This is a genomic window from Pelomonas parva (assembly GCF_043555835.1).
Taxonomy (GTDB): Bacteria; Pseudomonadota; Gammaproteobacteria; order Burkholderiales; family Burkholderiaceae_C; genus Pelomonas; species Pelomonas parva.
On the sequence record NZ_JBIGHV010000011.1, the window covers coordinates 20549 to 43640 of the forward strand.

Here is a 23092-nt window from a genome sequence, read left to right on the forward strand (position 1 = left end):
GCCCGAGACATCCGGGCTGGCTGGCGAGCGGCATTCTTCGGAGGCCCCGTGACAGTCAGGTGACTTGGGCTGGCGGCAAGCGCGGCCCTGCCAACTCCGTCACGCCTGGGCTTCGATCATGTACTGCACCCGCTGCTGGCCCTGCCATTCGTCCAGGCTCAGCCGGTAGGCCAGCGTGGCGCGCTCGGGCAGCATGTCAACGTGGTTGAACCAGATCGCGTCGATGAGCTTGGCGCCCTGGCGCAGGCGCAGCTTGAGATGCTTCTCGCCCACCAGCCGCTGCGAGATGACCTCGAAGCGGTCGCAGAATACCGGCGCCTCGAAGCCCTGGCCCCAGACCTGGGCGTCCAGCAGCCGGGCGGTCTCGGCCGTGGCGGCCTCTAGAGGCAGCGCGCCATCGTGGCGCAGCGTGCGGGTCAGGTCTTGCTCGTCCAGCCATTCCTCGGCGACGCGGGCGAAGGCGAGGGCGAAGCGGTTGATGTCGTCCACCGCCAGCGTGGCGCCGGCCGCCATCGCGTGGCCGCCGAACTTCGCGAGCAGGTCGGGCTCGCGCTTGGCGACCAGGTCCAGCGCGTCGCGCAGGTGGAAGCCGGGGATGGAGCGGCCCGAGCCCTTCAGGTGGCCATCGGCGCCGCGCGCGAAGACGAACGTCGGGCGGTGCACGCGGTCCTTGATGCGCGAGGCGACGATGCCGACGACGCCTTCGTGGAAGTCGGCGTCGAACAGCGCCACGGCCGGCGGCAGCGCGCCTTGCAGCGCGGCTATCAGGCCGTCCAGCCGCGCTTCGGCCATCTCGCGCATGCCGCTCTCGATCTCGCGGCGCTCGCGGTTGATGGTGTCGAGCTGGGTCGCGAGTTCGAGCGCACGCTCGGGGTCGTCAGTGGTCAGCGTCTCTATGCCCAGTGTCATGTCGGCCAGCCGGCCCGCTGCGTTGATGCGCGGGCCTAGGGCAAAACCGAGGTCGAAGCCCTGGGCCTTGGACGCATCGCGCTTGGCCGCGCTGAACAGGGCCATCACGCCGGGCTGCGCGCGGCCGGCGCGCATGCGCTTCAGGCCTTGCGCGACGAGGCGGCGGTTGTTGGCGTCGAGCTTCACGACGTCGGCGACGGTGCCCAGCGCGACGAGGTCGAGCAGGCCGTCCAGCCGTGGCACCTCTGTGAAGGCGCCACGCGAGCGCAGCTCGGCGCGCAAGCCCATCAGCACGTAGAAGGCCACGCCCACGCCGGCCAGCGACTTGCTGGCAAACGTGCAACCCGGCTGGTTGGGGTTGACGATGGCCTCCGCCTCGGGGACGACCGTCGAGCCGTCGACGAGGGCAGGGAGGTGATGGTCGGTCACCAGCACCTTGAGCCCCAGCGCGCGGGCGTGCGCCACACCGGCCAGGCTGGCGATGCCGTTGTCCACCGTGACCAGCAGCGCGGGCGATTGCTCCAGCGCCAGGTCGACGATGGTGGGCGTGAGGCCATAGCCGTGCACCGCGCGGTCGGGCACGACGTAGCCGAGTTGATCCGGCTGCGCGCCCAGCAGGCGCAGGCCGCGCAGCATGACGGCGCAGGCGGTGGCGCCGTCGCAGTCGTAGTCGGCGACGACGACGATGCGCTCGCCGTGCTGGAGGGCGTCGGCCAGCAGGCGGCCGGCTTCGGGCAGGCCCTTGAGGTCGGTCGGCGGCAGCAACTGGGCCAGGCTTTCGTCCAGCTCAGTCGCCTCGCGCACGCCGCGAGCGGCCAGCAGGCGGGCCAGCAGCGGCGCGACGCCGGCCTGCTCCAGCGCCCAGGCGGTGCGCGGCGGGACTTCGCGTTCAACGAGCTTGGGCGAGTTCATAGCGCCTCCAGCACGGCCGCCACATCGGGTGACTGCCAACGGCGCTTGAGCTTCTCGATCAGCGACAGCGGTTGAGCGCTGAAGTGACGTGCAAAGCGTTCGCCGCACAACGTCAGGCCGGTCAGCGCTTCAGCCAGCGGCCCGGCGTCGAGCCGCTGCCAGGCCTCGGCCCAGGCGGCGAGGTCGCCGTTCAGCAGCGGCTCGGTCAGGCGGGCATCGACGGTCACGTCGGCAGGCTTGCCGTTCGAGCGGCCGATATCGCCTATCCACACCGAGTTGATCGCATGCTCGCCGCGCGCCTCGCGCTCCTCGTTCAGTACGTGGCCGTGCATCAGCATCTGCGCCTCGTTCTGCCAGCGGCGCAGCACGCGGCTCTGCGGCAGCCATGGCTCGATGGGCCGGCCGGCGGCGCGTTCGATGCTGGCGGCTTGAAGACCGTCCAGCGCCGTCGCATGGCCGATGACCCAGTGCGTCGCATCCAGCAGCCGCCATTGCCAGCCCTCGCTCTCGGGCCACAGCTCGCGCAGCAGCGCGGCGAAGCGGGCCGCTTCGGACTCCGACAGCTGCAGCGCCGCCGGCGGCAACACGTCCACGCCGTCCGTGCCCACGGCCAGGTGCACCGGCGTCATCAGCGCCCAGCTCAGCTCGGGCCCGGCATCGACCGCCCAGGCCGCCGCGCTGGGCTCGGCCTGGCCACGCAGTGCGGCCAGCGCGATGTGGTGGGGCGGCTGGGGCGAGAACTCGTCGCTGCCCCAGGTCTCGGTCGGGCTGAGCCGGTTCAGCAGCGCGGCCAGGTTAGGCAGGGCCAGGCTGGAGAACGCATGCCGCGCGGCTTCGTCCAGCGCGCCGGCATGGGGAATCATCAGATGCATGAGCGGGATTATCCCGGGGGGCTTTCAAGTGGTTGTCACACAACCTTCATACACTTTTCGCCATGACCGACCCGACTCCATTGAAGCTGCTCAATCGCGAACAAGCCATTCTTGAATTCAACCGGCGCGTGCTCGCCCAGGCTCAGCGCGAGGATGTGCCGCTGCTGGAGCGGCTGCGCTACATCTGCATCGTGTCGAGCAACCTGGACGAGTTCTTCGAGGTGCGCTTCGCCGACATGCTGGAGGCCGCGCGCGACCCGCTCAGCACCGTGACGAGCCAGGACGTCGACCGCGTCGGCCGCGCCGCGCACACGCTGATCGACGAGCAGTACCACGTCTTCAACGAGCAGGTCATGCCGGTGCTGCTGAAGCAGCGCATCGTCGTGCTCAACCACGCCGACCGCGACGAGCCGCAGCGCGCCTGGGTCAGCAAGTATTTCGAGCGCGAGGTGAAGCCGCTGCTGGTGCCCGTGGGCCTGGACCCGGCCCACCCCTTCCCGCAGGTGGGCAACAAGTCGCTGCATTTCATCGCGCGGCTTTCGGGCAAGGATGCCTTCGGCCGCGACAACCGCATCGCCATCGTCAAGGTGCCGCGCGTGCTGCCGCGTGTCATCAAGCTGCCGGCGAATCTCTCCGACGGCCGCCAGGCCTTCGTGCTGTTGACCAGCGTCATCCGCGCCCATCTGGAGGACTTGTTCCCCGGCCGCAAGGTCGAGGCCTTCTCGCAGTTCCGCGTCACGCGCGACTCCGACCTGGAGGTGGACGAGGAGGAGATCGCCAACCTGCGCCATGCGCTGCGCTCCGGCCTGACGACGCGCCACTTCGGCCGCGCGGTGCGGCTGGAGGTGGTCAACAGCTGCCCGGCCGAGCTGTCGGAGTTCCTGCTGGAGCAGTTCGGTCTGCCCAATGCGGCGCTGTACCGCGTCAACGGCCCGGTCAACCTGGTGCGTCTGAACGAGTTGATCGACCAGACCGATGCGCCCGCGCTGCGCTTCACGCCGTATGAGCCGGCCTGGCCCAGTGGCCGGCTGCCGCGCCACAAGTCCATCTTCGAGAAGCTCAGGAAGGGCGACGTGCTGCTGCACCACCCGTTCGAGAGCTTCGAGCCCGTCGTGGCGATGCTGCGCGAGGCCGTCAACGACCCCGATGTGCTGGCCATCAAGCAGACCATCTACCGCGCTGGCGCCAAGTCCGAGCTGATGGACCTGCTCATCGAGGCGTCACGGCGCGGCAAGGAGGTCATGGTCGTCGTGGAGCTGAAGGCGCGCTTCGACGAAGAGGCCAACATCAACTGGGCCGAGCGCCTGGAGGCGGTGGGCGCGCAGGTGGTGTACGGCATCGTCGGCTACAAGACGCACGCCAAGCTGCTGCTGATCACGCGCCGTGAAGGCACGAAGCTGCGCCGCTATGCCCACATCTCCACCGGCAACTACAACCCCAAGACGGCGCGCCTGTACACCGACCTGGGCCTGCTGACGGCCGACAACGACCTGACCGCCGACGCCGATTCGGTGTTCCGCCAGCTCGCGTCGCTGGGCAAGTTCAAGGCGATGCGGCGCATGCTGCTGGCGCCTTTCAACCTGCACAGCCGCATGCTGGAGCTGCTGGGCCTGGTGGAGGCGGCTGCGCTGGGCGGCTACAAGGGTGCGCGCGTGGTCGTGAAGATCAATGCGCTGACCGATGCCGAGCTCATCCACGGCCTGCTGCGCGCGGCCCAGGCGGGCGCCAGGGTGGACCTCATCGTGCGCGGCGCCTGCATGCTGCCGCCGGGCCTGCCGGGTGTCAGCGAGAACATCGTCGTGCGCTCGGTGGTGGGCCGCTTCCTGGAGCACACGCGGGTCTGCTACTTCCGCTGGGCCGAGGGCGATGAGGGCGAGGCGCTCTACCTGTCCAGCGCCGACTGGATGAGCCGCAACATGTTCCGCCGCATCGAAGTGGCGTGGCCGGTGGTGGACCCCAAGCTGCGCCAGCGCGTCATCGACGAGGCGCTGCAGCCTTATCTGCACGACACGATGGACGCCTGGCAGCTCGGGCCGGATGGCCGCTCGGTGCGGGTCAGCGACCACGGCGTCAGCGCCCAGCAGGCACTGATGCGGCGCTATTCGGAATAAGGGGCGCGCATGGACCTGATCCTCTGGCGCCACGCCGAAGCCGAGATCATTGCCCCTGGGCAGGACGACTTGCAGCGCGCGCTGACACCCAAGGGCGAGCGCCAGGCGCGGCGCATGGCGGCCTGGCTGAACCACCGCCTGGCCGCGACGACGCGCGTGCTCGTCAGCCCCGCGCTGCGCTGCCGCCAGACGGCCGATGCGCTGGGCCGCGAAGTGCGCATCGTGCCGTCGCTGGCGCCGGACGCGCCCATCGCGGCGCTCATCGAAGCCTCGCGCTGGCCCAAGGCGAGCGAGCCGGTGCTGATCTGCGGCCACCAGCCGACGCTGGGCCAGTTGGCGGCGCAGCTGCTGGCCGGCGTGGAGCAGGACTGGGCCGTCAAGAAGGGCGCCGTCTGGTGGCTGCGCTGGCGCCAGCGCGATGGCGAGCCCGAGGTGACGCTGCACGCGGTGCAGGGGCCGGACGCGCTTTAGGCGTGGTGTCAGGCTCCGCGCGACTGCCTGGCGACGTACTTCAGCAGCACCCCATCCATGCGTGCTTGCCAGCCATCGCCGGTCGACTTGAAGTAGGCCACCACCTCGGGGCTGTAGCGCACCGAGACGAGCAGCTTCTTGTTCTCGGAGGTGGGCCGGCCGCGTCGAGCCTGAATGGGCACCATTTCCTTGAGCTGCCGTGGCGACAGCGGTTGGGCGTCCGGATCGGCCTTGGCCGCCGCGACGATGGTGCGGTCTTCCTCGACGGAAGGCATGCGAATGGCGGACGGCTTAGATGTTTTCGACATAGTGCTTCACCTCGCGACGAGTGGCAGGACGAAGGCTGATGACCCGGCGAACTTCGCCACGTTCCACAAACGCCACGTAATACAGCGTGTTGGTCTCGGAGGCGAGGGCGATCATGCGCAGCTCGCCGTACTCGAATCGACCATCGATCCATACCAGCGCGGCATCCCAGTCCAGTTCGACTGCCAGTGACAGAGAAACGCCGTGCTTGCTGAGGTTGGCTCTGTCTTTGGCTGGATCGAACTCGATCTGCATTGATTTAATGTAGCTACATTAAATGCCGAAGGTCAACGAAAACCTGCCGCGCGCGGCAGTCGTTACGCCACCACAAGTTCCAGCAAGCCCGTCCGCGCCCAGGCCTCGGCCTCTTCCTTCAGCAGGTAGCGCGTGCGCGCCTGCTCGCCCGACCAGCTCTTGGGCAGGCGCAGTGTCAGCTGCTTGTCCGCACGCTCCAGCTTCGGGGCGCCCGCCACCACCGGCGTGCGCGCGTGGCAGAGGATGACGGCCAGGCGCAGCGCGATCAGCGAGTCCAGCAGGTTGGCGTCGGCCAGTTGCGACTCCAGCTTGCGCAGGCCGCCGCGCTGACCGAGCGCCAGCGTGGCCAGGCGCTGCAGCTGGTTGGTCGAGAAACCGGCCGCGTCCACATGACCGATGAGGTAGGCGCTGTGGCGGTGGTGGTCGTGGTGCGAGACCAGCATGCCCATCTCGTGCAGCGCAGCCGCCCAGCGCAGCTCGCGCAGCGGTTCGGGCAGCGGCTTGGGCACCAGCTCGCGGTAGAGCTTCTCCGCCTTGGTCGCCACGCGCTCGGCCTGCGCCGTATCGACACCGAAGCGCTTCTGCAGCTCGGCGACCGAACCGGCACGTGGGTCGCGCGCGCCGCTGGGCTGCAGGCGCTCGGCCAGGTCGAAGACGACGCCTTGCCGCAGCGCGCCCTTGGTGGGCAGCAGCTCTGCAATGCCGAACTGCGTCAGCAGCGTGTAGAGGATGCACAGGCCGCCTGCCACGACGGGGCGGCGGTCGTCCTTGAGTCCGGGCAGCTGCAGCTTGTCCTGCGAGCCGGCGGCGATGCATTGCGCGATGCACCAGCGCAACGCGTCGGGCGTGATGCGGCCGTCGGTCTGGCCGGTAGCGGCGAGGATGTGCGACACCGCGCCCACGGTGCCCGACGAGCCCAGCGCCTCTTTCCACAGCTCGGGGCGGAACAGCGTCAGCGCCTCTTCAAGTTCGGCGCCGGCAGCGACCTGGGCGGCGCGGAAGGCTTCGTCCGTGTAGGCGCCGTCGGCGAAGAAGCGCATCGACAAGCCGACGCTGCCGACACCGAAGGACTCGGCCAGCAGCGGCTTGCGGCCCTTGCCGAGGATCATCTCGGTCGAGCGGCCGCCGATGTCGATGACCAGGCGCGGTTTGTCCGACGGCTGCAGGCGCGCCACGCCGGCAAAGATCAGGCGTGCCTCCTCGCGGCCGGAGATGACCTCCACCGGGTGGCCCAGCGCGGCCTCGGCCCGGGCCAGGAAGGCGTTGCGGTTGCGCGCCTCGCGCAGCGTCTGCGTGGCGACGGCGCGGACGCGCTCGGGCGGGATGCCGACGAGCTGCTCGCCGAAGGCCGTGAGGCAGTCCAGGCCGCGCTGCATGGCGGCCTCGGTCAGCATGCCCTCGCCGTCGAGGCCGGCGCCCAGGCGCACGCTTTCCTTGATGTAGCTGACGCGCTGGTAGCGGTCGCCGCTGAGGCGGGCCAGTTCCAGCCGGAAGCTGTTGGAACCGATGTCGATGGAGGCCCAGGGCTGGCGGTTCGGGTCGGGGCGCGTCGTCATGGGCGCGGATTGTCGGGGCAAAATTTGACGCTTCTTGCTCAGGAGCCCCCATGTTGAAAGAAGAGATCGACAGCCTCGCACCCGGACGCGACTTCAGCCGGCGGGGTTTCGTGCAGACGGCCGTGGGTACCGTGGGCGGGGGCTTTGCGGCCGCCGTGCTGCCGGTGACGGCGCAGACCATCAGCACCGATACCGCAGGCCTGGAGGCAGGTTCGGTCAGCATGCCGGTGGGCGACTTCAAGCTGCCGGCCTACCGCGCCGCGCCTGCGGGCAGGAAGAACCTGCCGGTCATCCTGGTGGCCAGCGAGATCTTCGGCGTGCATGAGCACATCGCCGACGTGTGCCGGCGCTTCGCCAAGCTGGGCTACCTGGCCATCGCGCCCGAGCTGTTCGTGCGCCACGGCAATGCCGGTGCCTACACGGACATTCCCAAGCTCATCAGCGAAGTCGTCAGCAAGGCGAGCGACGCCCAGGTCAACGCCGACCTGGACGCCGCCGTGGCCTGGGCTGCAGCCAATGGTGGCGATACGTCGAAGCTGGGCATTACCGGCTTCTGCTGGGGTGGCCGCACGACCTGGACCTATGCCGCCCACAACACGAAATTGACGGCCGGCGTGGCCTGGTACGGCCCGGTGGCGCGCAGCTACCACCCGGGCGACAAGACCGCCGTCGAGCGCGCCACCAGCATCAAGGCGCCGGTGCTGGGCCTGTACGGTGCGGCCGACAGCGGCATCCCGGTCGAGACGCTGACGCAACTGGAAGCTGCGCTGAAGGCGGCCGGCCACACGAAGAGCGAGTTCGTCGTCTACCCCGACACGCCGCATGCCTTCCATGCCGACTACCGCCCCAGTTACCGCAAGGCCGCAGCCGACGATGGCTGGGCCAGGTGCCTGGCCTGGTTCCGCAAGCACGGCGTCGCCTAAGAGGGCAGGGACAATGCGCGGATGACCCTTTTCTATATCGTGCTCGCGACCTTCGCGGGCGGCCTGCTGTCGGTACTCGTCGCCGCCAGCCTCACCGTCGGCGTGCTGACCCGCCTCGTGAAGAGCCTCGTCAGCCTGTCGGCCGGCATCCTGCTGGGCACCTCGCTGCTCAACGTGCTGCCCGAGGCCTTCGAGAGCCACACCGCCGCGCCGCAGACGCTGTTCGCCGTGCTGCTGGCCGGGCTGCTGTTCTTCTGGCTGCTGGAGAAGGTGGAGCTGTACCGCCACGTCCACCACCACGAGGGCGACGGCCACCACCACCACCACCATTTCGATGCCGAACAGGCCGGCCGTGGCGGCCTGTCCGTGCTGGTGGGCGACAGCATCCACAACTTCTGTGACGGCGCCATCATCGCGGCCGCTTTTCTGGCGGACACCAAGCTGGGTTTCGCGACGGCGTTGGCCATCGTCGCGCACGAGATCCCGCAGGAGGTGGGCGACTACATCGTGTTGCTGAACGCCGGCTTCAGCCGCGCCAAGGCGCTGCTGTTCAACGCGATCTCGGGCATGGCCTCGGTGCTGGGTGGTGTGCTGGGCTGGCTGCTGATCGGCCAGTTCGAGCTGGCGCTGCCCTATCTGCTGGTGCTGGCGTCCAGCAGCTTCATCTACATCTCGGTGGCCGACCTGCTGCCGCAACTGCAGCAGCGCCTGGCCTGGCGCGAGACCTTCGCCCAGGTCGCCTGGCTGGCCGTGGGCCTGGCCGTGGCCTTCGGAGTGTCCACGCTGCTGCACGGCTCCCACGCGCATTGAGCGCGTCGGCGCCGCCGGCTACTTGACGATCAGCACCGGCAGGTCGATGTGCTTCAGCACCTTCTGCGTCTCGCTGCCCAGCAGCAGCGAGGCCAGGCCGCTGCGGCCGTGGGAGGCCATGACGATGAGGTCCACGCTCTCGGCCTTGGCGTGGTCGACGATGGCTTCCCAGGCGTGCAAGGCCTCGACGGTGTGCCCCTTGCACGACAGGCCCTGCGCCGCTGCGGCCGCGCAGACGTCCTCGACGCGCCGGAGTGCGACCCGCTGCTGCGCGTCGATGAACTCCTGCGGCGGCATGGGCTGGATCTCGGAGACGGCGCTGTAGGGGAAGGGCTCCATGACGCTCAGCGTCAGCAGTTGGGCGCCATGCACCTTGGCCATCTGGACGGCGGTGTCTACGGCATGGCTGGTGATGTCGGAGCCGTCCGTGGGAACGAGGATGCGCTTGAACATTCGGTCCTCCAGTCGTTGCTGAGGACCGCAGTGTGGCCCATCAGACACCGGGCCGCTTGTCGGAGATCAACCCTTTGCGATGGGTCTGGAGGTGTCGGCTGACCATTCGCTCCACGAGCCGGGGTAGAGCACGCCGTCGCCCAGGCCCGCATGAGCCATGGCCAGCAGGTTGTGGCAGGCGGTGACGCCGGAGCCGCATTGGTGGACGACGGTGTCGGCCGCCAGCGCCTGCAGTTCGGCACGCAGCTGGGCGGCGGGCTTGAAGCGGCCATCCGGCCCGAGGTTGTCGCGGAAGAAGCGGTTGCTGGCACCGGGGATGTGGCCGGCGGCCTTGTCCAGCGGCTCGACGTCGCCCCGGAATCGCTCGGCGGCGCGGGCGTCGATGAGGCGCACGTTGCCGAGTTGCTTGAGCAGCGCGGCCGCGCCGATGTGTTGCACGAGCGGCGCGCCGGGCTGCCAGTCGGTGGGCGTGGCGGCGGGGATTTCAGCCGTGCGATCGCCGTCCCAGGCGCCGTCGAGCACGGCGACCTCGGTGTGGCCCAGCCAGCGCAGCATCCACCAGGCGCGTGCTGCGTACATGCCGCCCTGGGTGTCGCAGGTGACGACCTGCCGGCCGGCGCGCAGGCCCAGGCGCCGCAGCAGCGCGGCGAAGGCCTCGCGCTCGGGCAGCGGGTGGCGGCCACGGAAGGCGCCGTCCGGCCCGGTCTTGGCGCCGGCGAGGTCGCGGTCCAGGTGCAGGTAGTGGGCGCCCGGGATATGGCCGGCCGCGTAGGCCCGCTCGCCGGCGGTGGTGTCGGCGAGGTCGAAGCTGCAGTCGAGGATCAGCGGGTCGGCCAGTGCGCGAAGTTCGGCGGGCGAGATGAGCGTGGTGTAGGTCATGACTCGTTGGGGTTGAACTGGCTGTCTTTCGGCGGCGGCGCCACCTTGGCGCGCAGCATCGTCGCGATCAGACCGGCGCCGATGATGAGCAGCATGCCGACGGTGGCTTGCCAGGTCAGCGGGTCCTTGAACAGCAGCATGCCGTAGCCGAAGGAGAAGACGATGCCGAGGTATTGCAGGCAGGCGTTCACGAGCGGCCGGCCAATCGCATAGGCGCGTGTCAGGCAGACCTGGGCGGCGGTGGCGAGCAGGCCCACGGCCAGCAGCAGCGCCGCGCCCCACAGCGTGTGCGTCTGCAGGCCGCCTTCGGTCACGGCGGTGATGAGGGCGCCGGCAAGGGCGCCGCCCACCGAGAAGTAGAAGACGACGCGCAGCTCGGGCTCGCCGGCCCGGCCCAGCGCCGTCACCTGCAGATAGGCCATCGCCGCCAGCATGCCCGACAGCAGGCCGGCCAGGCCGTGCCAGAGCTGCTGCTGGTCCAGCGTCGGGCGCAGGATCAGCGCGACGCCGACGAAGCCCAGCAGCACCGAGGCCATCAGCCGCCAGTCGAGTTTCTGGGCCCCCATCAGCACGGCGCCGCCGAGCAGGAACAAGGCCATCCAGACCGACGACATGTAGTTCAGCGTCATCGCCGTGGCCAGCGGCAGCTTGCCGATGGCGTAGAACCACAGGCACAGCGACGTGACGCCCGAGATGCTGCGCCAGAGGTGCATGCCGGGCAGTTTGGTGGCCAGGCTGATGCCCTGCTGGCGCGTCAGCAGCGCCATGGCCGTCATGCCGACGAGGCCGCGGTACATGACGATCTCGCTGGCCGCGTAGAACTCGCTGGCCAGCTTGACGCAGACGCCCATGGTGGCGAACAGCAACGTCGCCAGCACCATGAGCGCGGGAGCGGGCATCAGAGTGGCGTGCCGATCTCGTGGCGATACCACTCGTGGAAGTGCTGCATGCCGTCTTCCATCGGGCTTTGATACGGCCCGGCTTCGTTGTCGCCGCGCATCATCAGCGCCTTGCGCCCGGCATCCATGCGCTCGGCGATCTCGTCGTCCTCCACGCAGGTTTCCATGTAGGCCGCCTGGTGCGCCTCGACGAAGTCGCGCTCGAAGGCGACGATTTCTTCGGGGTAGTAGAACTCGACGAGATTGACGGTCTTCTGCGGCGACACCGGGTGCAGCGTCGACACGACCAGCACATGCGGATACCACTCCACCATGATGTGCGGGTAGTAGGTCAGCCAGATCGCGCCCGACTCGGGCGGGCGGCCTTCGCGGTACTTCAGCAGCTCGTCGTGCCAGCGCTGATAGACCGGCGAGCCGGGGCGCTCCAGCTCCTTCTGCACGCCGACCGTCTGCACCGAGTGGTGCTTGCCGAACTCCCAGGCCAGGTCGTCGCAGCTGACGAAGCCGCCCAGGCCGGGGTGGAAGGGGCCGACGTGGTAGTCCTCCAGATAGACCTCGATGAAGGTCTTCCAGTTGTAGTTGCACTCGTGGACCTGGACCTTGTCGAGCACATAGCCGGAGAAGTCCAGCTGCGCACGCGGGCCCAATCGCTGCAGCTCGGCGGCGACGTCATGGCCGTTGGCCTCGAACAACAGGCCGTTCCACTCCTGAAGCGGGTAGCGGTTCAGGTGCAGGCAGGGGTCTTGCTCGAAATGTGGCGCCCCGATCAGCTCGCCCTGATGTGAATATGTCCAGCGGTGCAGCGGGCAGACGATGTTGGCCTGCGTGTTGCCGCGCCCGCGCAACATGACCGCCTGGCGGTGCCGGCAGACGTTGGAAAGCAGCTCGATGCCCTGGGCCGAGCGCACCAGCGCGCGGCCTTCGCCCTCCTGTGGCAGCGCGTAGTGGTCGCCGATTTCAGGGACAGCCAGTGCATGGCCGACATAGCGGGGCCCTCGCTGGAAGATGCTGGTCCGCTCGTGCTGGAACAGATCGTTATCGAAGTAGGCGCTCACCGGGAGCTGGGTCTGGCTGCGTTGTAGCGCCGAGACGGTAAGACTCAGGTCGGACATGATCCAGGCGGGTCTTTCAGGGGAATGGGGTGCTGCGTCCCTCCGGCGCATCTCGTTGCCGAGTCGGCCAGGTTGCTTGGTGTGGAGGAGGCGGACCGCGCGCATGCACGGCCGCAGGAAGAGGGTCGGGATTCTACCCAGGGGCCGTCGCAATGGCGGCGCAAGGGCTTGGCGGGTCGGGGATGTCCAGGCCCCGCTGACTACAATCGCCGTTTAGCGTTTCGAGATGACCAAGACCTCCCCCCGCCCCAAGGCAGCCGCGTCAGACGGCAGCGAACCCAGCTACGAGCAGGCGCTCGACGAACTGGAGCGCCTGGTGGCGGCCATGGAGGGGCAGCAGCTGCCGCTGGATCAGCTGCTGCAGAGCTACAAGCGCGGCGCCGAGCTGCTGGCCCTGTGCCGCGGCCGGCTGCAGGCGGTAGAGCAGCAGGTCAAGCTGCTCGACGGCGCAGAACTGAAGGCCTGGGAGGGCTCCTGACAAATGGATGCAAAGGACTTCGACCACTGGGTGGACACGTCCCTTTCGGCCTTCGAGGCGGCGCTGGACGGTCTCGTGCCCGCGTCTGCGCCCGCTGGCCTCGGCGAGGCGATGCGCTACGCAGTGCTGGGCGGTGGCAAGCGGCTGCGGCCGCTGCTGGTGCTGGCGAGCTGCGCGGCCGTCGGCGGCGACCGCTTCGCGGCGATGCGTGCGGCCTGCGCGGTCGAGCTGATCCACGCCTATTCGCTGGTGCATGACGACATGCCCTGCATGGACAACGACGTCATGCGCCGCGGCAAGCCGACGACGCATGTGGCCTTCGGCGAAGCCCAGGCCATGCTGGCGGGTGATGCCATGCAGGCCCTGGCCTTCGACGTGCTCACACCGGACGACGGCATCGCGCCCGCGCTGCAGGCCCGGCTTTGTGCGCTGCTGGCGCGCTCTTCCGGCTACGACGGCATGGCCGGCGGCCAGGCCATCGACCTGGCCAGCATCGGCAAGCAACTGGACGAATGCACGCTGCGCGACATGCATCGCCGCAAGACCGGCGTGCTGTTGCAGGCCAGCGTCGTGATGGGTGCCGCCTGCGGGCCGGCGTCCGCGCAGGCGACGCAGGCCTTGTCGGAATACGGCGCGGCGCTCGGCCTGGCGTTCCAGGTGGTCGACGACATCCTGGATGTGACCCAGGAATCGCACGTGCTGGGCAAGACCGCCGGCAAGGACCAGGACGCCAACAAGCCGACCTATGTCAGCGTGCTGGGCCTGGGTGCTGCGCGCACGCTGGCCCAGGACCTGCGCGCGCAAGCCAAACGGGCACTGGCCGCCACCGGCCTGGCCGACGTCAGCCATCTCAGCCTGCTGGCCGACTCCGTCGTCGAGCGCGTCAATTGAAGGGCATCGCCATGGACTACACGCTGCTGCACAGCATCGACAGCCCGGCCGACCTGCGCCGCCTGCCGCGCACCGACCTGAAGAAGGTCGCCGACGAGTTGCGGGCCTATGTGCTGGACAGCGTCTCCAAGACCGGCGGTCATCTGGGTTCCAACCTGGGCACCGTCGAGCTGACGGTGGCGCTGCACTATGTCTTCAACACACCGGAAGACCGGCTGGTGTGGGACGTGGGCCACCAGACCTACCCGCACAAGGTGCTGACGGGCCGCCGCGACCGCATGCCCAGCCTGCGCCAGATCGGCGGCATCAGCGGCTTCCCGCGCCGTGACGAGAGCGAGTACGACACCTTCGGCACCGGCCACTCGTCCACGTCGATTTCGGCGGCTCACGGCATGGCCATGGCGGCCAAGCTCAAGGGCGAGAGCCGCAAGGCCGTGGCCATCATCGGCGACGGCTCGATGACCGCCGGCATGGCCTTCGAGGCGCTGAACAACGCCGGCGTCGCCCACGGCGGCCTGCTGGGTGACGTGCTGGTCATCCTGAACGACAACGACATGTCGATCAGCCCGCCGGTCGGCGCGCTGAACAAATACCTGGCGCGGCTGATGAGCGGCAGCTTCTACGCCGCCGCGCGCGAAGGCGCCAAGAGCGTGCTGAAGAACACGCCGCTGTACGAGTTCGCGCGCAAGTTCGAGGAGCACACCAAGGGCATGGTCGTGCCGGGCACGATCTTCGAGGAGTTCGGCTTCAACTACGTCGGCCCCATCGACGGCCACGACCTGGACTCGCTGGTGCCCACGCTGGAGAACCTGCGCGACAAGAAGGGCCCGCAGTTCCTGCACATCGTCACCAAAAAGGGTTCGGGCTACAAGCTGGCCGAGGCCGACCCGGTCAAGTACCACGCCGCCGCTGGCAAGTTCGACCCGGCCGTGGGCTTCGTCAAGCCGGCCACGCCGGGCAAGCTCACCTTCACGCAGGTCTTTGGCGACTGGCTGTGCGACATGGCCGAGGCCGACCCGCGCCTCGTCGGCATCACGCCGGCCATGCGCGAGGGTTCGGGCATGGTGGAGTTCCACAAGCGCTTCCCGCAGCGCTATCACGACGTCGGCATCGCCGAGCAGCATTCGGTCACCTTCGCCGCCGGCCTGGCCTGCGAGGGCATCAAGCCGGTTGTCGCGATCTACTCGACCTTCCTGCAGCGCGCCTACGACCAGATGATCCACGACGTGGCCATCCAGAACCTGCCCGTGCTGTTCGCGCTGGACCGCGCCGGCTTGGTGGGTGCCGACGGCGCTACGCATGCTGGCAACTACGACATCGCCTACACGCGCTGCATTCCCAACATGGCCGTGCTGACGCCGGCCGATGAGGACGAATGCCGCCAGGCGCTGTACACGGGTTTCATGCACAACGGCCCGGTGACCGTGCGCTACCCGCGTGGCGCAGGCGCAGGCGTCGTGCCGGTGAAGGCCATGACGGCCCAGGCCTGGGGCAAGGGTGAAGTCAGGCGCCAGGGCCAAGGCATCGCCATCCTGGCCTTCGGCACGCTGCTCTACCCGGCGCTGCAAGCCGCCGAGCGCCTGGATGCGACGGTCGCCAACATGCGCTTCGTCAAGCCGCTGGACGCCGTGCTGGTGGCCGAGCTGGCCCGCACACACGACGCCATCGTCACCGTCGAGGACGGCTGCATCATGGGCGGCGCCGGCAGTGCCGTCACCGAGGCTTTGAACGCCGCCGGCCTGAACGTGCCGGTGTTGCAACTGGGCCTGCCCGACGAGTTCGTCGAGCACGGCGACGTGGCCAAGCTGATGAGCCTGTGCGGCCTGGACGCCGCCGGCATCGAGGCCAGCATCGTCAAGCGCTTCGGCGCCAAGCCTACGGTCGTCCGCGCCGCAGTGCGTTGAGCAAGTCGTCGACCAGCGGCTGCGCCGGTCGATGCAGGGGAATCAGCGCCGACACCCGGTAGGGAATCGAGACGGTCAGCGGCCGCACCGCCAGACCGGATCCCGCGCAAGCTGCCGCAGTCAGCGGATTGACGATGGCCACGCCCAGGCCTGCGCGTACCAGTTCGCAGACGGCCACCGCGCTGTGCGTCTGCAAGCGCAACCGCCGTTGCACGCCGACCGCATCGAACCGGGCATCGATTTCACGTCGGTAGGGGTCGTCCTCGGCCAGGCTGATGAAGTCCAGGCCGGCGAAGTCCTTCAGCGCCAGCCGCCTGCGCGATACGAGCGCATGGCCGGCCGGCAGCACGGCCACTTCGTCGGCCTCCAGCACCGGCTCCACGCGCACGCCGGGCAGTGGCGTCGCCTGCTCGGCCAGGCCCAGGTCGAAGCGTTGCTCGCCCATCCAGGCCTCCAGCAGCGGCGGTTCGGCGGGCGTGATGGAGACGCGCGCAGCGGGGTGCTCGCCCAGCAGAGCCGCCAGCGCGCCGGGCAGCAGCGCATGGCTCAACGCCGGCAGGCTCAGCACGCTCAGTGCCGTGTCCTCGGCCCGCCCCAGCGCCTTGGCCCGCTCGATGACGCGGGCCAGCCCCTGGAAGCTGCGCTCCACCTCGTCGAACAAGGTGCACGCGCGCGCCGTCGCCTTCAGCCGGCCGCGCTCGCGCTCGAACAGCGCGTAGCCCAGCAACTGCTCCAGCCGGGCCAGGTCGCGGCTCAGCGTGGGCTGGGACGTGTACAGCAGCGCGGCCGCGCCGGTGACGCTGCCGGCCGTCATGACGGCGCGGAAGACTTCGATGTGGCGGTGCTGGATATCCATATCAGGAATGGATTGTCCAACGACAAATTGCAATTTGATTGAATGGCCGCCGCCCGGCATGCTGCGCAGCATGACCAAGCCCCTGCCTTCCGCCCTGACCCCCGCCTGCCTGCAAGCCCTGGTTGCCGAACACGGCACGCCGCTGTGGGTCTACGACGCCGCCACCATCCGCGCCCGCGCCGCGTCGCTGCAGCAGTTCGATGTGGTCCGCTTCGCGCAGAAGGCCTGCTCCAACATCCATGTGCTGAAGCTGCTGCGCGAGGCTGGTGTCAAGGTCGATTCGGTCTCGCGTGGCGAGATCCTGCGCGCGCTGGCGGCGGGCTACACCGCCGGCGGCGACGAGATCGTCTTCACCGCCGACCTGCTGGACCACGCGACGCTGGCGACGGTCGTGGAGCACCGCATCCCCGTCAACGCCGGCTCCATCGACATGCTCCACCAGTTGGGCCAAGCATCGCCGGGCCATGCGGTCTGGCTGCGCATCAACCCCGGCTTCGGCCATGGCCACAGCCACAAGACCAACACCGGCGGTGAGCACAGCAAGCACGGCATCTGGCACACCGATCTGCCCGAGGCGCTGGCCGCCATCCGTGAAGGCGGCCTCAAGCTGGTAGGCCTGCACATGCACATCGGCTCGGGCGTGGACTACGGCCACCTGGCCCAGGTCGGCGAGGCCATGGTGGGCCTGGTGCGCCAGACGGTCGCGGCGGGTCACGACCTGCATGCGATCTCCGCCGGCGGCGGGCTGTCGATTCCCTACCGCGAGGGCGACGCCGGCATCGATGTCGACCACTATTTCGGCCTCTGGGACACCGCGCGCCGCGACGCCGAGGCGCTCGTGGGTCACAAGCTGACGCTGGAGCTGGAGCCGGGCCGCTACCTCGTCGCCGAAAGCGCGGTGCTGCTGGCCGAGGTGAGGGCGGTGAAGAACGCCGGCGCCAACAACTTCGTGCTGGTGGACGCCGGCTTCAACGAATTGATGCGCCCGGCCATGTACGGCAGCTTCCATGCGATGACGCTGCTGCCGCGCGATGGCGTGGCGCGGCCGGTGCGGGAGTCGGTCGTGGCCGGTCCCTTGTGCGAGTCGGGCGACGTGTTCACGCAAGCGGCCGGCGGCGAGGTGCTGACACGCGCGCTGCCCGAGGCGCAGGTCGGCGACCTGCTGGTCATCCACGACGCCGGGGCTTACGGCGCGTCCATGTCCAGCAACTACAACAGCCGTCCGCTGGCGGCTGAGGTGCTGGTGGACGGTGAGGCGTCGAGGCTGATCCGCCGCCGCCAGACGGTCGAGGAATTGCTCACGCTCGAAGCTTGATCCGCAGCGGCGCTGCCAGCCGCTGGGCACGTTAGCTCCAAGTCCGGTCATCATCCGGGCATGAAACTCGTTCCAATTCAACAAGTTGGCGGCCATATCAAGGCCGGGGCGACCCTGCCTTTCGGGGTCCGTGACGCCGAGGGCAAGCTGCTGCTGGCCAAGGGCCAATCGGTGCCCAACGAGCAGATGCGCGAGGCGCTGCTGAGTCGCGGTGTCTTCGTCGACATGGACGAGTTGCGCGACGCCTCCAAGCGCGGCAATGACGATGGCACCGGCGGCGAGGACTTCTTTGCGCGCTGGGAGGCGCTGCAGACGCGGCTTTCCGTGCTGCTGCGCGCGCCGCAGGAGCCGCTGTTCCTGGCGCGCGTGAAGGAGTGCGCCGGCCAGCTCATCGCCTGGGCCGAGCGCTTCCCCGACCAGCTGCTGTTCGTCGTCATCCAGCACGACCACAGCCGCCACGAGGTCTACGGCCTGGCCCACCTGCTGCACTCGGCTGCCGTCTGCGCGCTGTTGTCGCGCCGGCTGGGCTGGGCGCCGGAGCGACAGAAGAGCCTGGTCGGCGCCGCGCTGACGATGAACCTGTCCATCATCGACCTGCAAGGCCGCCTGGCCTCGCGCGGCGGCCGGCTGCTGCCGCCGCAGCGCGCGGCCATCGACCGTCACCCGGACGAGGCCGTGGCCTGGCTGCGCAACGCCGGCCTGGACGACACCGAATGGCTGAGCGCCGTCGCCCAGCACCACGAACAACCGGGCGGCGGCGGCTATCCCCAGCACCTCGCCGAGCCGGGCGAGACCTCGCAGCTGCTGCGCCTCGTAGACGTCTTCCTTGCGAAGCTGGCCAGTCGCGGCGGCCGCCTGGGCCTGCCGGCGCCGCAGGCGGCCAAGGCGCTCTACACCGGCAGCAACGGCCACACCTTCGCCGCGCTGCTCGTCAAGGAATTGGGGATGTTCCCGCCGGGCACGCTGGTTAAGCTCGCGAGCGGCGAAATCGCCGTCGTCGTGCGACGCGGCACCACAGGCAACACACCGATCGTCAGCGCCGTTATGAATCGTCGCGGAGATGCCTTAGGCTCGCCGGTCCGGCGCGACACCGCGTCGGCCGAGCATGCGATCACTGGCCTGGTCGCGGCGCAGCAGTTGCGCGTGCAGCTCACGCCGCACAAGCTCTACGACCGCCGCTACGAGGCTTAGTCAATGGCCCTCGATAGCCTGAATCAATAACACCGATTTGATAAAAGTTTTCAACTGAAAACTCTTCGTCGATATAGTTCTACTCATCCCATCCACCCACCCCCACGGAGCACTCATGTCCCTGATCAACACCCAAGTCCAGCCCTTCAAGACCGAAGCCTTCCACAACGGCAAGTTCATCACCGTCAGCGACGAGACGCTGAAGGGCAAGTGGTCCGTGCTGATCTTCATGCCGGCCGCCTTCACGTTCAACTGCCCGACCGAAGTGGAAGACGCGGCCGACAGCTACGCCGAGTTCCAGAAGATGGGCGCCGAGGTCTACATCGTCACGACCGACACGCACTTCTCGCACAAGGTCTGGCACGAGACCTCGCCGGCCGTCGGCAAGGCCAAGTTCCCGCTGGTGGGCGACCCGACCCACACGCTGACCAATGCCTTCGGCGTGCACATCCCCGAAGAAGGCCTGGCGTTGCGCGGCACCTTCGTCATCAATCCCGAAGGCATCATCAAGACGGCCGAGATCCACTCCAACGAGATCGCCCGTGACGTGTCGGAAACGCTGCGCAAGCTGAAGGCTGCCCAGTACACCGCCGCTCACCCCGGCCAGGTCTGCCCGGCCAAGTGGAAGGAAGGCGCTGCCACGATCGCCCCGTCGCTGGACCTCGTCGGCAAGATCTAACAGCCGTGCTGTTTGCGAGGAGCCCGGGAGGGCTCCTTCCTTCCGCAGAGCCTCACGGGTTCTGCTGAAAGTGCCTCCGCCCCTGGGGACCCTTTCAGCAGTGGCCTCTCTCGCCACGCCTCACTGAAAGGACCTCACCATGTTGGACGCCGCACTGAAGACCCAGCTCCAGGGTTACCTGGACCACGTCAAGCTCCCCTTCGAGATCATTGCCTCGCTGGACAACTCGGCCAGCAGCGACGAGATGCGCGAGCTGCTCGAAGAGATCGCCGGCATGAACGACAAGATCTCGTTCCGCGCCGATGGCGTCGACACACGCACGCCGTCCTTCCTGCTGCGCCGCACCGGCACCGAGCAATCGCTGCGCTTCGCCGCCATCCCGCTGGGTCATGAGTTCACGTCCCTTGTGCTGGCTCTGCTGTGGACTGGCGGCCACCCGCCCAAGGTCGAGCAGGCGCAGATCGATGCCGTCAAGGCGCTGGACGTGGACCTCGACTTCGAGATCTACATGAGCCTGACCTGCCACAACTGCCCGGACGTGGTGCAGGCGCTGTCGCTGATGTCAATAGTCAACCCGCGCATCCGAACCACCGTCATCGACGGTGGCCTGTATCAGGCGGAAGTGGAGGCGCGCGACATCATGGCCGTGCCCAGCGTCTACCTGAACGGTCAGCACTTCGTCTCGGGCCGGGTCAGCCTGGAAGAGATCGTCGCCAAGCTCGACACCGGCGCCGCCGCGCGTGACGCGAAGAAGCTCGACGCGGAAGATCCCTACGACATGCTCATCATCGGCGGTGGCCCCGCCGGTGCTGCGGCTGCGGTCTACGCGGCTCGCAAGGGCATCCGCACCGGTGTGGCGGCCGAGCGTTTCGGCGGCCAGGTCAACGACACGCTGGGCATCGAGAACTACATCTCCGTCTCGGTCACCGACGGCCCGAAGTTCGCCGCCGCGCTGGAAGGCCATGTCAAGGACTACAAGGTCGACATCCACAACCTGCAGCGCGCCGAGAAGCTGATCCCTGCCGCGCAACCGGGCGGTTATGTCGAGGTGGAGCTGGCCAACGGCGCCAAGCTCAAAGGCAAGACGGTCATCCTGTCCACCGGCGCGCGCTGGCGCAACGTCAATGTGCCCGGCGAGGCCGAGTACAAGAACAAGGGCGTGGCCTACTGCCCGCACTGCGACGGCCCGCTGTTCAAGGGCAAGCCGGTCGCGGTCATTGGCGGTGGCAACTCGGGTGTCGAGGCGGCCATCGACCTGGCCGGCATCGTCAAACACGTGACGCTGATCGAATTCGGCGCCGAGCTGCGCGCCGACGCGGTGCTGGTCAACAAGGCGCGCAGCCTGCCCAACGTCACCATCATCACCAACGCGCAGACGACCGAGTTCACCGGCACCAACGGCAAACTCGACGGCCTGAACTACACCGACCGCGTGTCGGGCGAGGCGAAGCGGGTAGAGGTGGACGGCTGCTTCGTGCAGATCGGCCTGGTGCCCAACACCGAATGGCTGCGCGGCACGCTGGAGCTGAGCAAGCACGGCGAGATCATCGTCGACGCCAAAGGTGCGACTTCCATCCCGGGCGTGTTCGCGGCAGGCGACGTGACGACCGTGCCGTTCAAGCAGATCATCATCGCGGCCGGCGACGGCGCGAAGGCGGCGCTGGGCGCCTTTGACTACCTGATGCGCAGCTGACGGCACGCCCTGACCCTGCGCCTACACTGACCTGGCAGCGCCCGCCAGTGGCGCGCAGGGAGTGTTCATGTCGCAGGTGTTCACGGGGCTGCAGCTGGCCCTGGTCGGGGCCTTGGCGCTGCTGATGGTGTCGTTGTGGCGGCACCAGCGTCGCACCAAGCGCGGGCAGGACGAACTGCTCAAGGTCTGGGCGCCGCGCCTGGGCTCACACCGGTGGTTCCGGGTCAACGTGTCGCGCCCCGCAGCTTACGCGCGCATCCTCAAGCTGCAGCCGTTCGAGGGCAAGGGCCTGCTCATCGACGAGGGCAAGCAGGTGCGCGTTGTGGCTGTTCTGGGCAACGGCGAACGCCTCGAACGCACGCTGCCCGTTGCCGCCGACGCCATCCGTTGGGTGGGCAATGCCAGCCTGAGTTCGGGCAATCTGCACTGGCTCGCCCTAGGCTATGTTGACGATTCAGTGATGGTCTGTGCCGACACCGGCATGAACGCGCTGCTGTCGCGCGAGGCCACGTCCGACATCCTGCGGGCCCTGCTGCCCGGGCAGCCGCTGGCGGCCGGTGCGCTGCAGGAGTTCGCGCTGGAGAAGAACCGCGCCAGCCTGGCGGTGGCCGTCTTGTTCGTGGGCGTGCTGTGTCTCACGCTGGGCGATATGGCGTTCAGCGAGCATGAGCTGCTGGCGCCGCGCAGCCTTTACATCTACACCGCCTTGCTCGGCATGGTCGGCCTGCTGGCCTACCCGGCCCTGCACCGGTCCCGCGTGCCGGCTCGTGAGGCAATGGTGCTCAGCGGCCTGCTGGCTGTTGCGCTGGGCGGCGGGCTCACCCGGGGCGCGCTGCGGCTGGACCAGTGGCTCGCTGGCGGCGCGGTCGCCACCGCCTACAAGCTCGAAGGCCGGGCCCACCTGACGCCGCTGCAGCCCGGCCCGCCGGTGGTCACGCTGCGGCAGGTGCACGAGTACTGGGACCAGTTCGACCCCGGCACGGTGCATCAGCTGGACATCGTCCATGGCCCGCTGGGCCTGTGGCAGCTCGATCGTCGCCAGCTCAACGCCGTCACGCGGGACTGGTACCAGCGCTCTGAAGGAGCGGCGTCAGCTCCGGCCGGGGCGGCTGCGCAGTGACCCCGGCATCCGCTGCTTCAGCGCAGCGTGTATCCCCGCCCGTCCATGCAGGCCTCGACGGCACGATTGAAGACGCTGGCATCGGCCATAGCGGCCTGCTGCGTCGTCGCCCAGCGGTTGCATTCGCGGGTGTCGGCCTCGAGCTGCACATTGCTCTGCCCGTTGCGCGGGTAGATCACGGGCTCGGCGCGGCTGGGGGCGTAGACCGGCGCGGGCGGAGGCAGCGGGGCGGGCGGCGGTACGTAGACAACGTCGGGGGCGCGTTCGGCCTGGTCCGCCTGACGGGCCAGGGCAATCAAGGGTACCGCCACTGCCAGCCCGACGACGAGTGCGCCCAGCCCCGAACTGCGGTGGTGGTGATGGTGGTGGTGCCGCGCGCCGTAGTAGTGGCGCGGGCCGGCGCTCGCAGCCGCCGTGGCGGCGATGAGTGCGGAGGCGATCAGCGTGCGGGCAAGGGCATTCATGGCGAACTCACGGAGGTGGCCTGCGTCAACGCG

23 protein-coding genes are annotated in these 23092 nt (G+C 68.7%); 12 read left to right on the forward strand and 11 right to left on the reverse strand.

The annotated features are described in order from the left end of the window. Nucleotides 1-99: 99 nt before the first annotated feature. Both recJ and ACG00Y_RS24405 read right to left on the reverse strand, forming a co-directional pair. On the reverse strand, nucleotides 100-1821 hold the full coding sequence (gene recJ, locus ACG00Y_RS24400) for a single-stranded-DNA-specific exonuclease RecJ (RefSeq protein ID WP_394483477.1): 1722 nt from the start codon (nucleotides 1819-1821) through the stop codon (nucleotides 100-102). After that, nucleotides 1818-2693 (reverse strand): hypothetical protein, encoded by an 876-nt coding sequence (locus tag ACG00Y_RS24405; protein ID WP_394483479.1) that lies wholly within the window; start codon nucleotides 2691-2693, stop codon nucleotides 1818-1820. The genes recJ and ACG00Y_RS24405 overlap by 4 nt, the downstream gene beginning before the upstream one ends. A gap of 62 nt (nucleotides 2694-2755) precedes the next feature. Here ACG00Y_RS24405 and ppk1 point away from each other — a divergent pair, with 62 nt between their 5' ends. Together ppk1 and sixA are read left to right on the forward strand one after the other, a co-directional pair. Beyond that, nucleotides 2756-4804: a polyphosphate kinase 1 gene (gene ppk1, locus ACG00Y_RS24410; RefSeq protein WP_394483480.1), complete on the forward strand. Its 2049-nt coding sequence runs from the start codon at nucleotides 2756-2758 to the stop codon at nucleotides 4802-4804. Nucleotides 4805-4813: 9 nt separating this feature from the next. After that, the gene (sixA, locus tag ACG00Y_RS24415; protein WP_394483482.1) at nucleotides 4814-5275 is read left to right on the forward strand and encodes a phosphohistidine phosphatase SixA; all 462 of its coding nucleotides are present in this window, start codon (nucleotides 4814-4816) and stop codon (nucleotides 5273-5275) included. An 8-nt stretch (nucleotides 5276-5283) separates the two neighbouring features. Here sixA and ACG00Y_RS24420 read toward each other — a convergent pair whose 3' ends face one another. From ACG00Y_RS24420 to ACG00Y_RS24430, 3 genes are all read right to left on the reverse strand, one after another. After that, on the reverse strand, nucleotides 5284-5550 hold the full coding sequence (locus tag ACG00Y_RS24420) for a BrnA antitoxin family protein (RefSeq protein ID WP_394483484.1): 267 nt from the start codon (nucleotides 5548-5550) through the stop codon (nucleotides 5284-5286). Nucleotides 5551-5566: 16 nt separating this feature from the next. Beyond that, nucleotides 5567-5836: a BrnT family toxin gene (locus ACG00Y_RS24425; RefSeq protein ID WP_394483486.1), complete on the reverse strand. Its 270-nt coding sequence runs from the start codon at nucleotides 5834-5836 to the stop codon at nucleotides 5567-5569. Nucleotides 5837-5898: 62 nt separating this feature from the next. After that, nucleotides 5899-7392: a Ppx/GppA phosphatase family protein gene (locus ACG00Y_RS24430; RefSeq protein WP_394483488.1), complete on the reverse strand. Its 1494-nt coding sequence runs from the start codon at nucleotides 7390-7392 to the stop codon at nucleotides 5899-5901. A 50-nt stretch (nucleotides 7393-7442) separates the two neighbouring features. On the opposite strand from ACG00Y_RS24430, the gene ACG00Y_RS24435 reads away from it, so the two are divergent. Further along, entirely contained in the window at nucleotides 7443-8315 is an 873-nt protein-coding gene (locus ACG00Y_RS24435) for a dienelactone hydrolase family protein (protein ID WP_394483490.1), read from the forward strand. A 21-nt stretch (nucleotides 8316-8336) separates the two neighbouring features. Continuing rightward, on the forward strand, nucleotides 8337-9125 hold the full coding sequence (locus ACG00Y_RS24440) for a ZIP family metal transporter (protein ID WP_394483492.1): 789 nt from the start codon (nucleotides 8337-8339) through the stop codon (nucleotides 9123-9125). Between the two features lie 18 nt (nucleotides 9126-9143). Here ACG00Y_RS24440 and ACG00Y_RS24445 read toward each other — a convergent pair whose 3' ends face one another. The 4 genes from ACG00Y_RS24445 to ACG00Y_RS24460 form a co-directional block, all read right to left on the reverse strand. Next, the gene (locus tag ACG00Y_RS24445; protein ID WP_394483494.1) at nucleotides 9144-9578 is read right to left on the reverse strand and encodes a universal stress protein; all 435 of its coding nucleotides are present in this window, start codon (nucleotides 9576-9578) and stop codon (nucleotides 9144-9146) included. A 66-nt stretch (nucleotides 9579-9644) separates the two neighbouring features. Next, nucleotides 9645-10457, reverse strand: a complete 813-nt coding sequence (locus ACG00Y_RS24450; RefSeq protein WP_394483496.1) for a sulfurtransferase — start codon at nucleotides 10455-10457, stop codon at nucleotides 9645-9647. Next, nucleotides 10454-11356, reverse strand: coding sequence for a DMT family transporter (locus ACG00Y_RS24455; protein ID WP_394483498.1), 903 nt, complete (start codon nucleotides 11354-11356; stop codon nucleotides 10454-10456). The genes ACG00Y_RS24450 and ACG00Y_RS24455 overlap by 4 nt, the downstream gene beginning before the upstream one ends. Next, nucleotides 11356-12468 (reverse strand): aromatic ring-hydroxylating oxygenase subunit alpha, encoded by a 1113-nt coding sequence (locus tag ACG00Y_RS24460; protein ID WP_394483500.1) that lies wholly within the window; start codon nucleotides 12466-12468, stop codon nucleotides 11356-11358. The genes ACG00Y_RS24455 and ACG00Y_RS24460 overlap by 1 nt, the downstream gene beginning before the upstream one ends. Before the next feature lie 226 nt (nucleotides 12469-12694). On the opposite strand from ACG00Y_RS24460, the gene xseB reads away from it, so the two are divergent. From xseB to dxs, 3 genes are read left to right on the forward strand one after another with little or no spacing between them, the layout of a single operon-like run. Beyond that, on the forward strand, nucleotides 12695-12946 hold the full coding sequence (gene xseB / locus ACG00Y_RS24465; protein WP_394483502.1) for an exodeoxyribonuclease VII small subunit: 252 nt from the start codon (nucleotides 12695-12697) through the stop codon (nucleotides 12944-12946). A gap of 3 nt (nucleotides 12947-12949) precedes the next feature. Then, nucleotides 12950-13837: a polyprenyl synthetase family protein gene (locus ACG00Y_RS24470; protein WP_394483504.1), complete on the forward strand. Its 888-nt coding sequence runs from the start codon at nucleotides 12950-12952 to the stop codon at nucleotides 13835-13837. Between the two features lie 11 nt (nucleotides 13838-13848). After that, entirely contained in the window at nucleotides 13849-15741 is a 1893-nt protein-coding gene (dxs, locus tag ACG00Y_RS24475; protein ID WP_394483506.1) for a 1-deoxy-D-xylulose-5-phosphate synthase, read from the forward strand. Here dxs and ACG00Y_RS24480 read toward each other — a convergent pair. Further along, on the reverse strand, nucleotides 15713-16597 hold the full coding sequence (locus tag ACG00Y_RS24480) for a LysR family transcriptional regulator (protein WP_394483508.1): 885 nt from the start codon (nucleotides 16595-16597) through the stop codon (nucleotides 15713-15715). The genes dxs and ACG00Y_RS24480 overlap by 29 nt on opposite strands. A 70-nt stretch (nucleotides 16598-16667) precedes the next feature. Here ACG00Y_RS24480 and lysA point away from each other — a divergent pair, with 70 nt between their 5' ends. From lysA to ACG00Y_RS24505, 5 genes are all read left to right on the forward strand, one after another. Beyond that, nucleotides 16668-17912, forward strand: a complete 1245-nt coding sequence (gene lysA, locus ACG00Y_RS24485) for a diaminopimelate decarboxylase (RefSeq protein WP_394483510.1) — start codon at nucleotides 16668-16670, stop codon at nucleotides 17910-17912. Nucleotides 17913-17972: 60 nt separating this feature from the next. After that, the gene (locus ACG00Y_RS24490) at nucleotides 17973-19103 is read left to right on the forward strand and encodes an HD-GYP domain-containing protein (protein ID WP_394483511.1); all 1131 of its coding nucleotides are present in this window, start codon (nucleotides 17973-17975) and stop codon (nucleotides 19101-19103) included. A gap of 115 nt (nucleotides 19104-19218) precedes the next feature. After that, nucleotides 19219-19782: an alkyl hydroperoxide reductase subunit C gene (gene ahpC, locus ACG00Y_RS24495; RefSeq protein ID WP_394483512.1), complete on the forward strand. Its 564-nt coding sequence runs from the start codon at nucleotides 19219-19221 to the stop codon at nucleotides 19780-19782. Between the two features lie 139 nt (nucleotides 19783-19921). Beyond that, the gene (ahpF, locus tag ACG00Y_RS24500; protein ID WP_394483513.1) at nucleotides 19922-21475 is read left to right on the forward strand and encodes an alkyl hydroperoxide reductase subunit F; all 1554 of its coding nucleotides are present in this window, start codon (nucleotides 19922-19924) and stop codon (nucleotides 21473-21475) included. A gap of 67 nt (nucleotides 21476-21542) precedes the next feature. After that, nucleotides 21543-22595 carry a hypothetical protein gene (locus ACG00Y_RS24505; protein ID WP_394483515.1) on the forward strand — a complete coding sequence of 351 codons (1053 nt, stop codon included), beginning with the start codon at nucleotides 21543-21545 and terminating at the stop codon, nucleotides 22593-22595. 17 nt (nucleotides 22596-22612) lie between these two features. On the opposite strand, the gene ACG00Y_RS24510 is transcribed toward ACG00Y_RS24505, so the two are convergent. Beyond that, on the reverse strand, nucleotides 22613-23059 hold the full coding sequence (locus ACG00Y_RS24510; RefSeq protein ID WP_394483517.1) for a hypothetical protein: 447 nt from the start codon (nucleotides 23057-23059) through the stop codon (nucleotides 22613-22615). Nucleotides 23060-23092 lie beyond the last annotated feature (33 nt).

Coding starts and splice junctions, on each gene's coding strand:
- ACG00Y_RS24460 (WP_394483500.1), bottom strand. CDS start 12,468: ATGTCCGACCTGAGTCTTACCGTCTCGGCGCTACAACGCAGCCAGACC.
- ACG00Y_RS24445 (WP_394483494.1), bottom strand. CDS start 9,578: ATGTTCAAGCGCATCCTCGTTCCCACGGACGGCTCCGACATCACCAGC.
- ACG00Y_RS24425 (WP_394483486.1), bottom strand. CDS start 5,836: ATGCAGATCGAGTTCGATCCAGCCAAAGACAGAGCCAACCTCAGCAAG.
- ACG00Y_RS24490 (WP_394483511.1), top strand. CDS start 17,973: ATGAAACTCGTTCCAATTCAACAAGTTGGCGGCCATATCAAGGCCGGG.
- dxs (WP_394483506.1), top strand. CDS start 13,849: ATGGACTACACGCTGCTGCACAGCATCGACAGCCCGGCCGACCTGCGC.
- ACG00Y_RS24405 (WP_394483479.1), bottom strand. CDS start 2,693: ATGCATCTGATGATTCCCCATGCCGGCGCGCTGGACGAAGCCGCGCGG.
- ppk1 (WP_394483480.1), top strand. CDS start 2,756: ATGACCGACCCGACTCCATTGAAGCTGCTCAATCGCGAACAAGCCATT.
- ACG00Y_RS24440 (WP_394483492.1), top strand. CDS start 8,337: ATGACCCTTTTCTATATCGTGCTCGCGACCTTCGCGGGCGGCCTGCTG.
- ACG00Y_RS24455 (WP_394483498.1), bottom strand. CDS start 11,356: ATGCCCGCTCCCGCGCTCATGGTGCTGGCGACGTTGCTGTTCGCCACC.
- ACG00Y_RS24435 (WP_394483490.1), top strand. CDS start 7,443: ATGTTGAAAGAAGAGATCGACAGCCTCGCACCCGGACGCGACTTCAGC.
- xseB (WP_394483502.1), top strand. CDS start 12,695: ATGACCAAGACCTCCCCCCGCCCCAAGGCAGCCGCGTCAGACGGCAGC.
- ACG00Y_RS24480 (WP_394483508.1), bottom strand. CDS start 16,597: ATGGATATCCAGCACCGCCACATCGAAGTCTTCCGCGCCGTCATGACG.
- ACG00Y_RS24505 (WP_394483515.1), top strand. CDS start 21,543: ATGTCGCAGGTGTTCACGGGGCTGCAGCTGGCCCTGGTCGGGGCCTTG.
- ahpF (WP_394483513.1), top strand. CDS start 19,922: ATGTTGGACGCCGCACTGAAGACCCAGCTCCAGGGTTACCTGGACCAC.
- ahpC (WP_394483512.1), top strand. CDS start 19,219: ATGTCCCTGATCAACACCCAAGTCCAGCCCTTCAAGACCGAAGCCTTC.
- ACG00Y_RS24430 (WP_394483488.1), bottom strand. CDS start 7,392: ATGACGACGCGCCCCGACCCGAACCGCCAGCCCTGGGCCTCCATCGAC.
- ACG00Y_RS24420 (WP_394483484.1), bottom strand. CDS start 5,550: ATGCCTTCCGTCGAGGAAGACCGCACCATCGTCGCGGCGGCCAAGGCC.
- ACG00Y_RS24510 (WP_394483517.1), bottom strand. CDS start 23,059: ATGAATGCCCTTGCCCGCACGCTGATCGCCTCCGCACTCATCGCCGCC.
- ACG00Y_RS24470 (WP_394483504.1), top strand. CDS start 12,950: ATGGATGCAAAGGACTTCGACCACTGGGTGGACACGTCCCTTTCGGCC.
- lysA (WP_394483510.1), top strand. CDS start 16,668: ATGACCAAGCCCCTGCCTTCCGCCCTGACCCCCGCCTGCCTGCAAGCC.
- ACG00Y_RS24450 (WP_394483496.1), bottom strand. CDS start 10,457: ATGACCTACACCACGCTCATCTCGCCCGCCGAACTTCGCGCACTGGCC.
- recJ (WP_394483477.1), bottom strand. CDS start 1,821: ATGAACTCGCCCAAGCTCGTTGAACGCGAAGTCCCGCCGCGCACCGCC.
- sixA (WP_394483482.1), top strand. CDS start 4,814: ATGGACCTGATCCTCTGGCGCCACGCCGAAGCCGAGATCATTGCCCCT.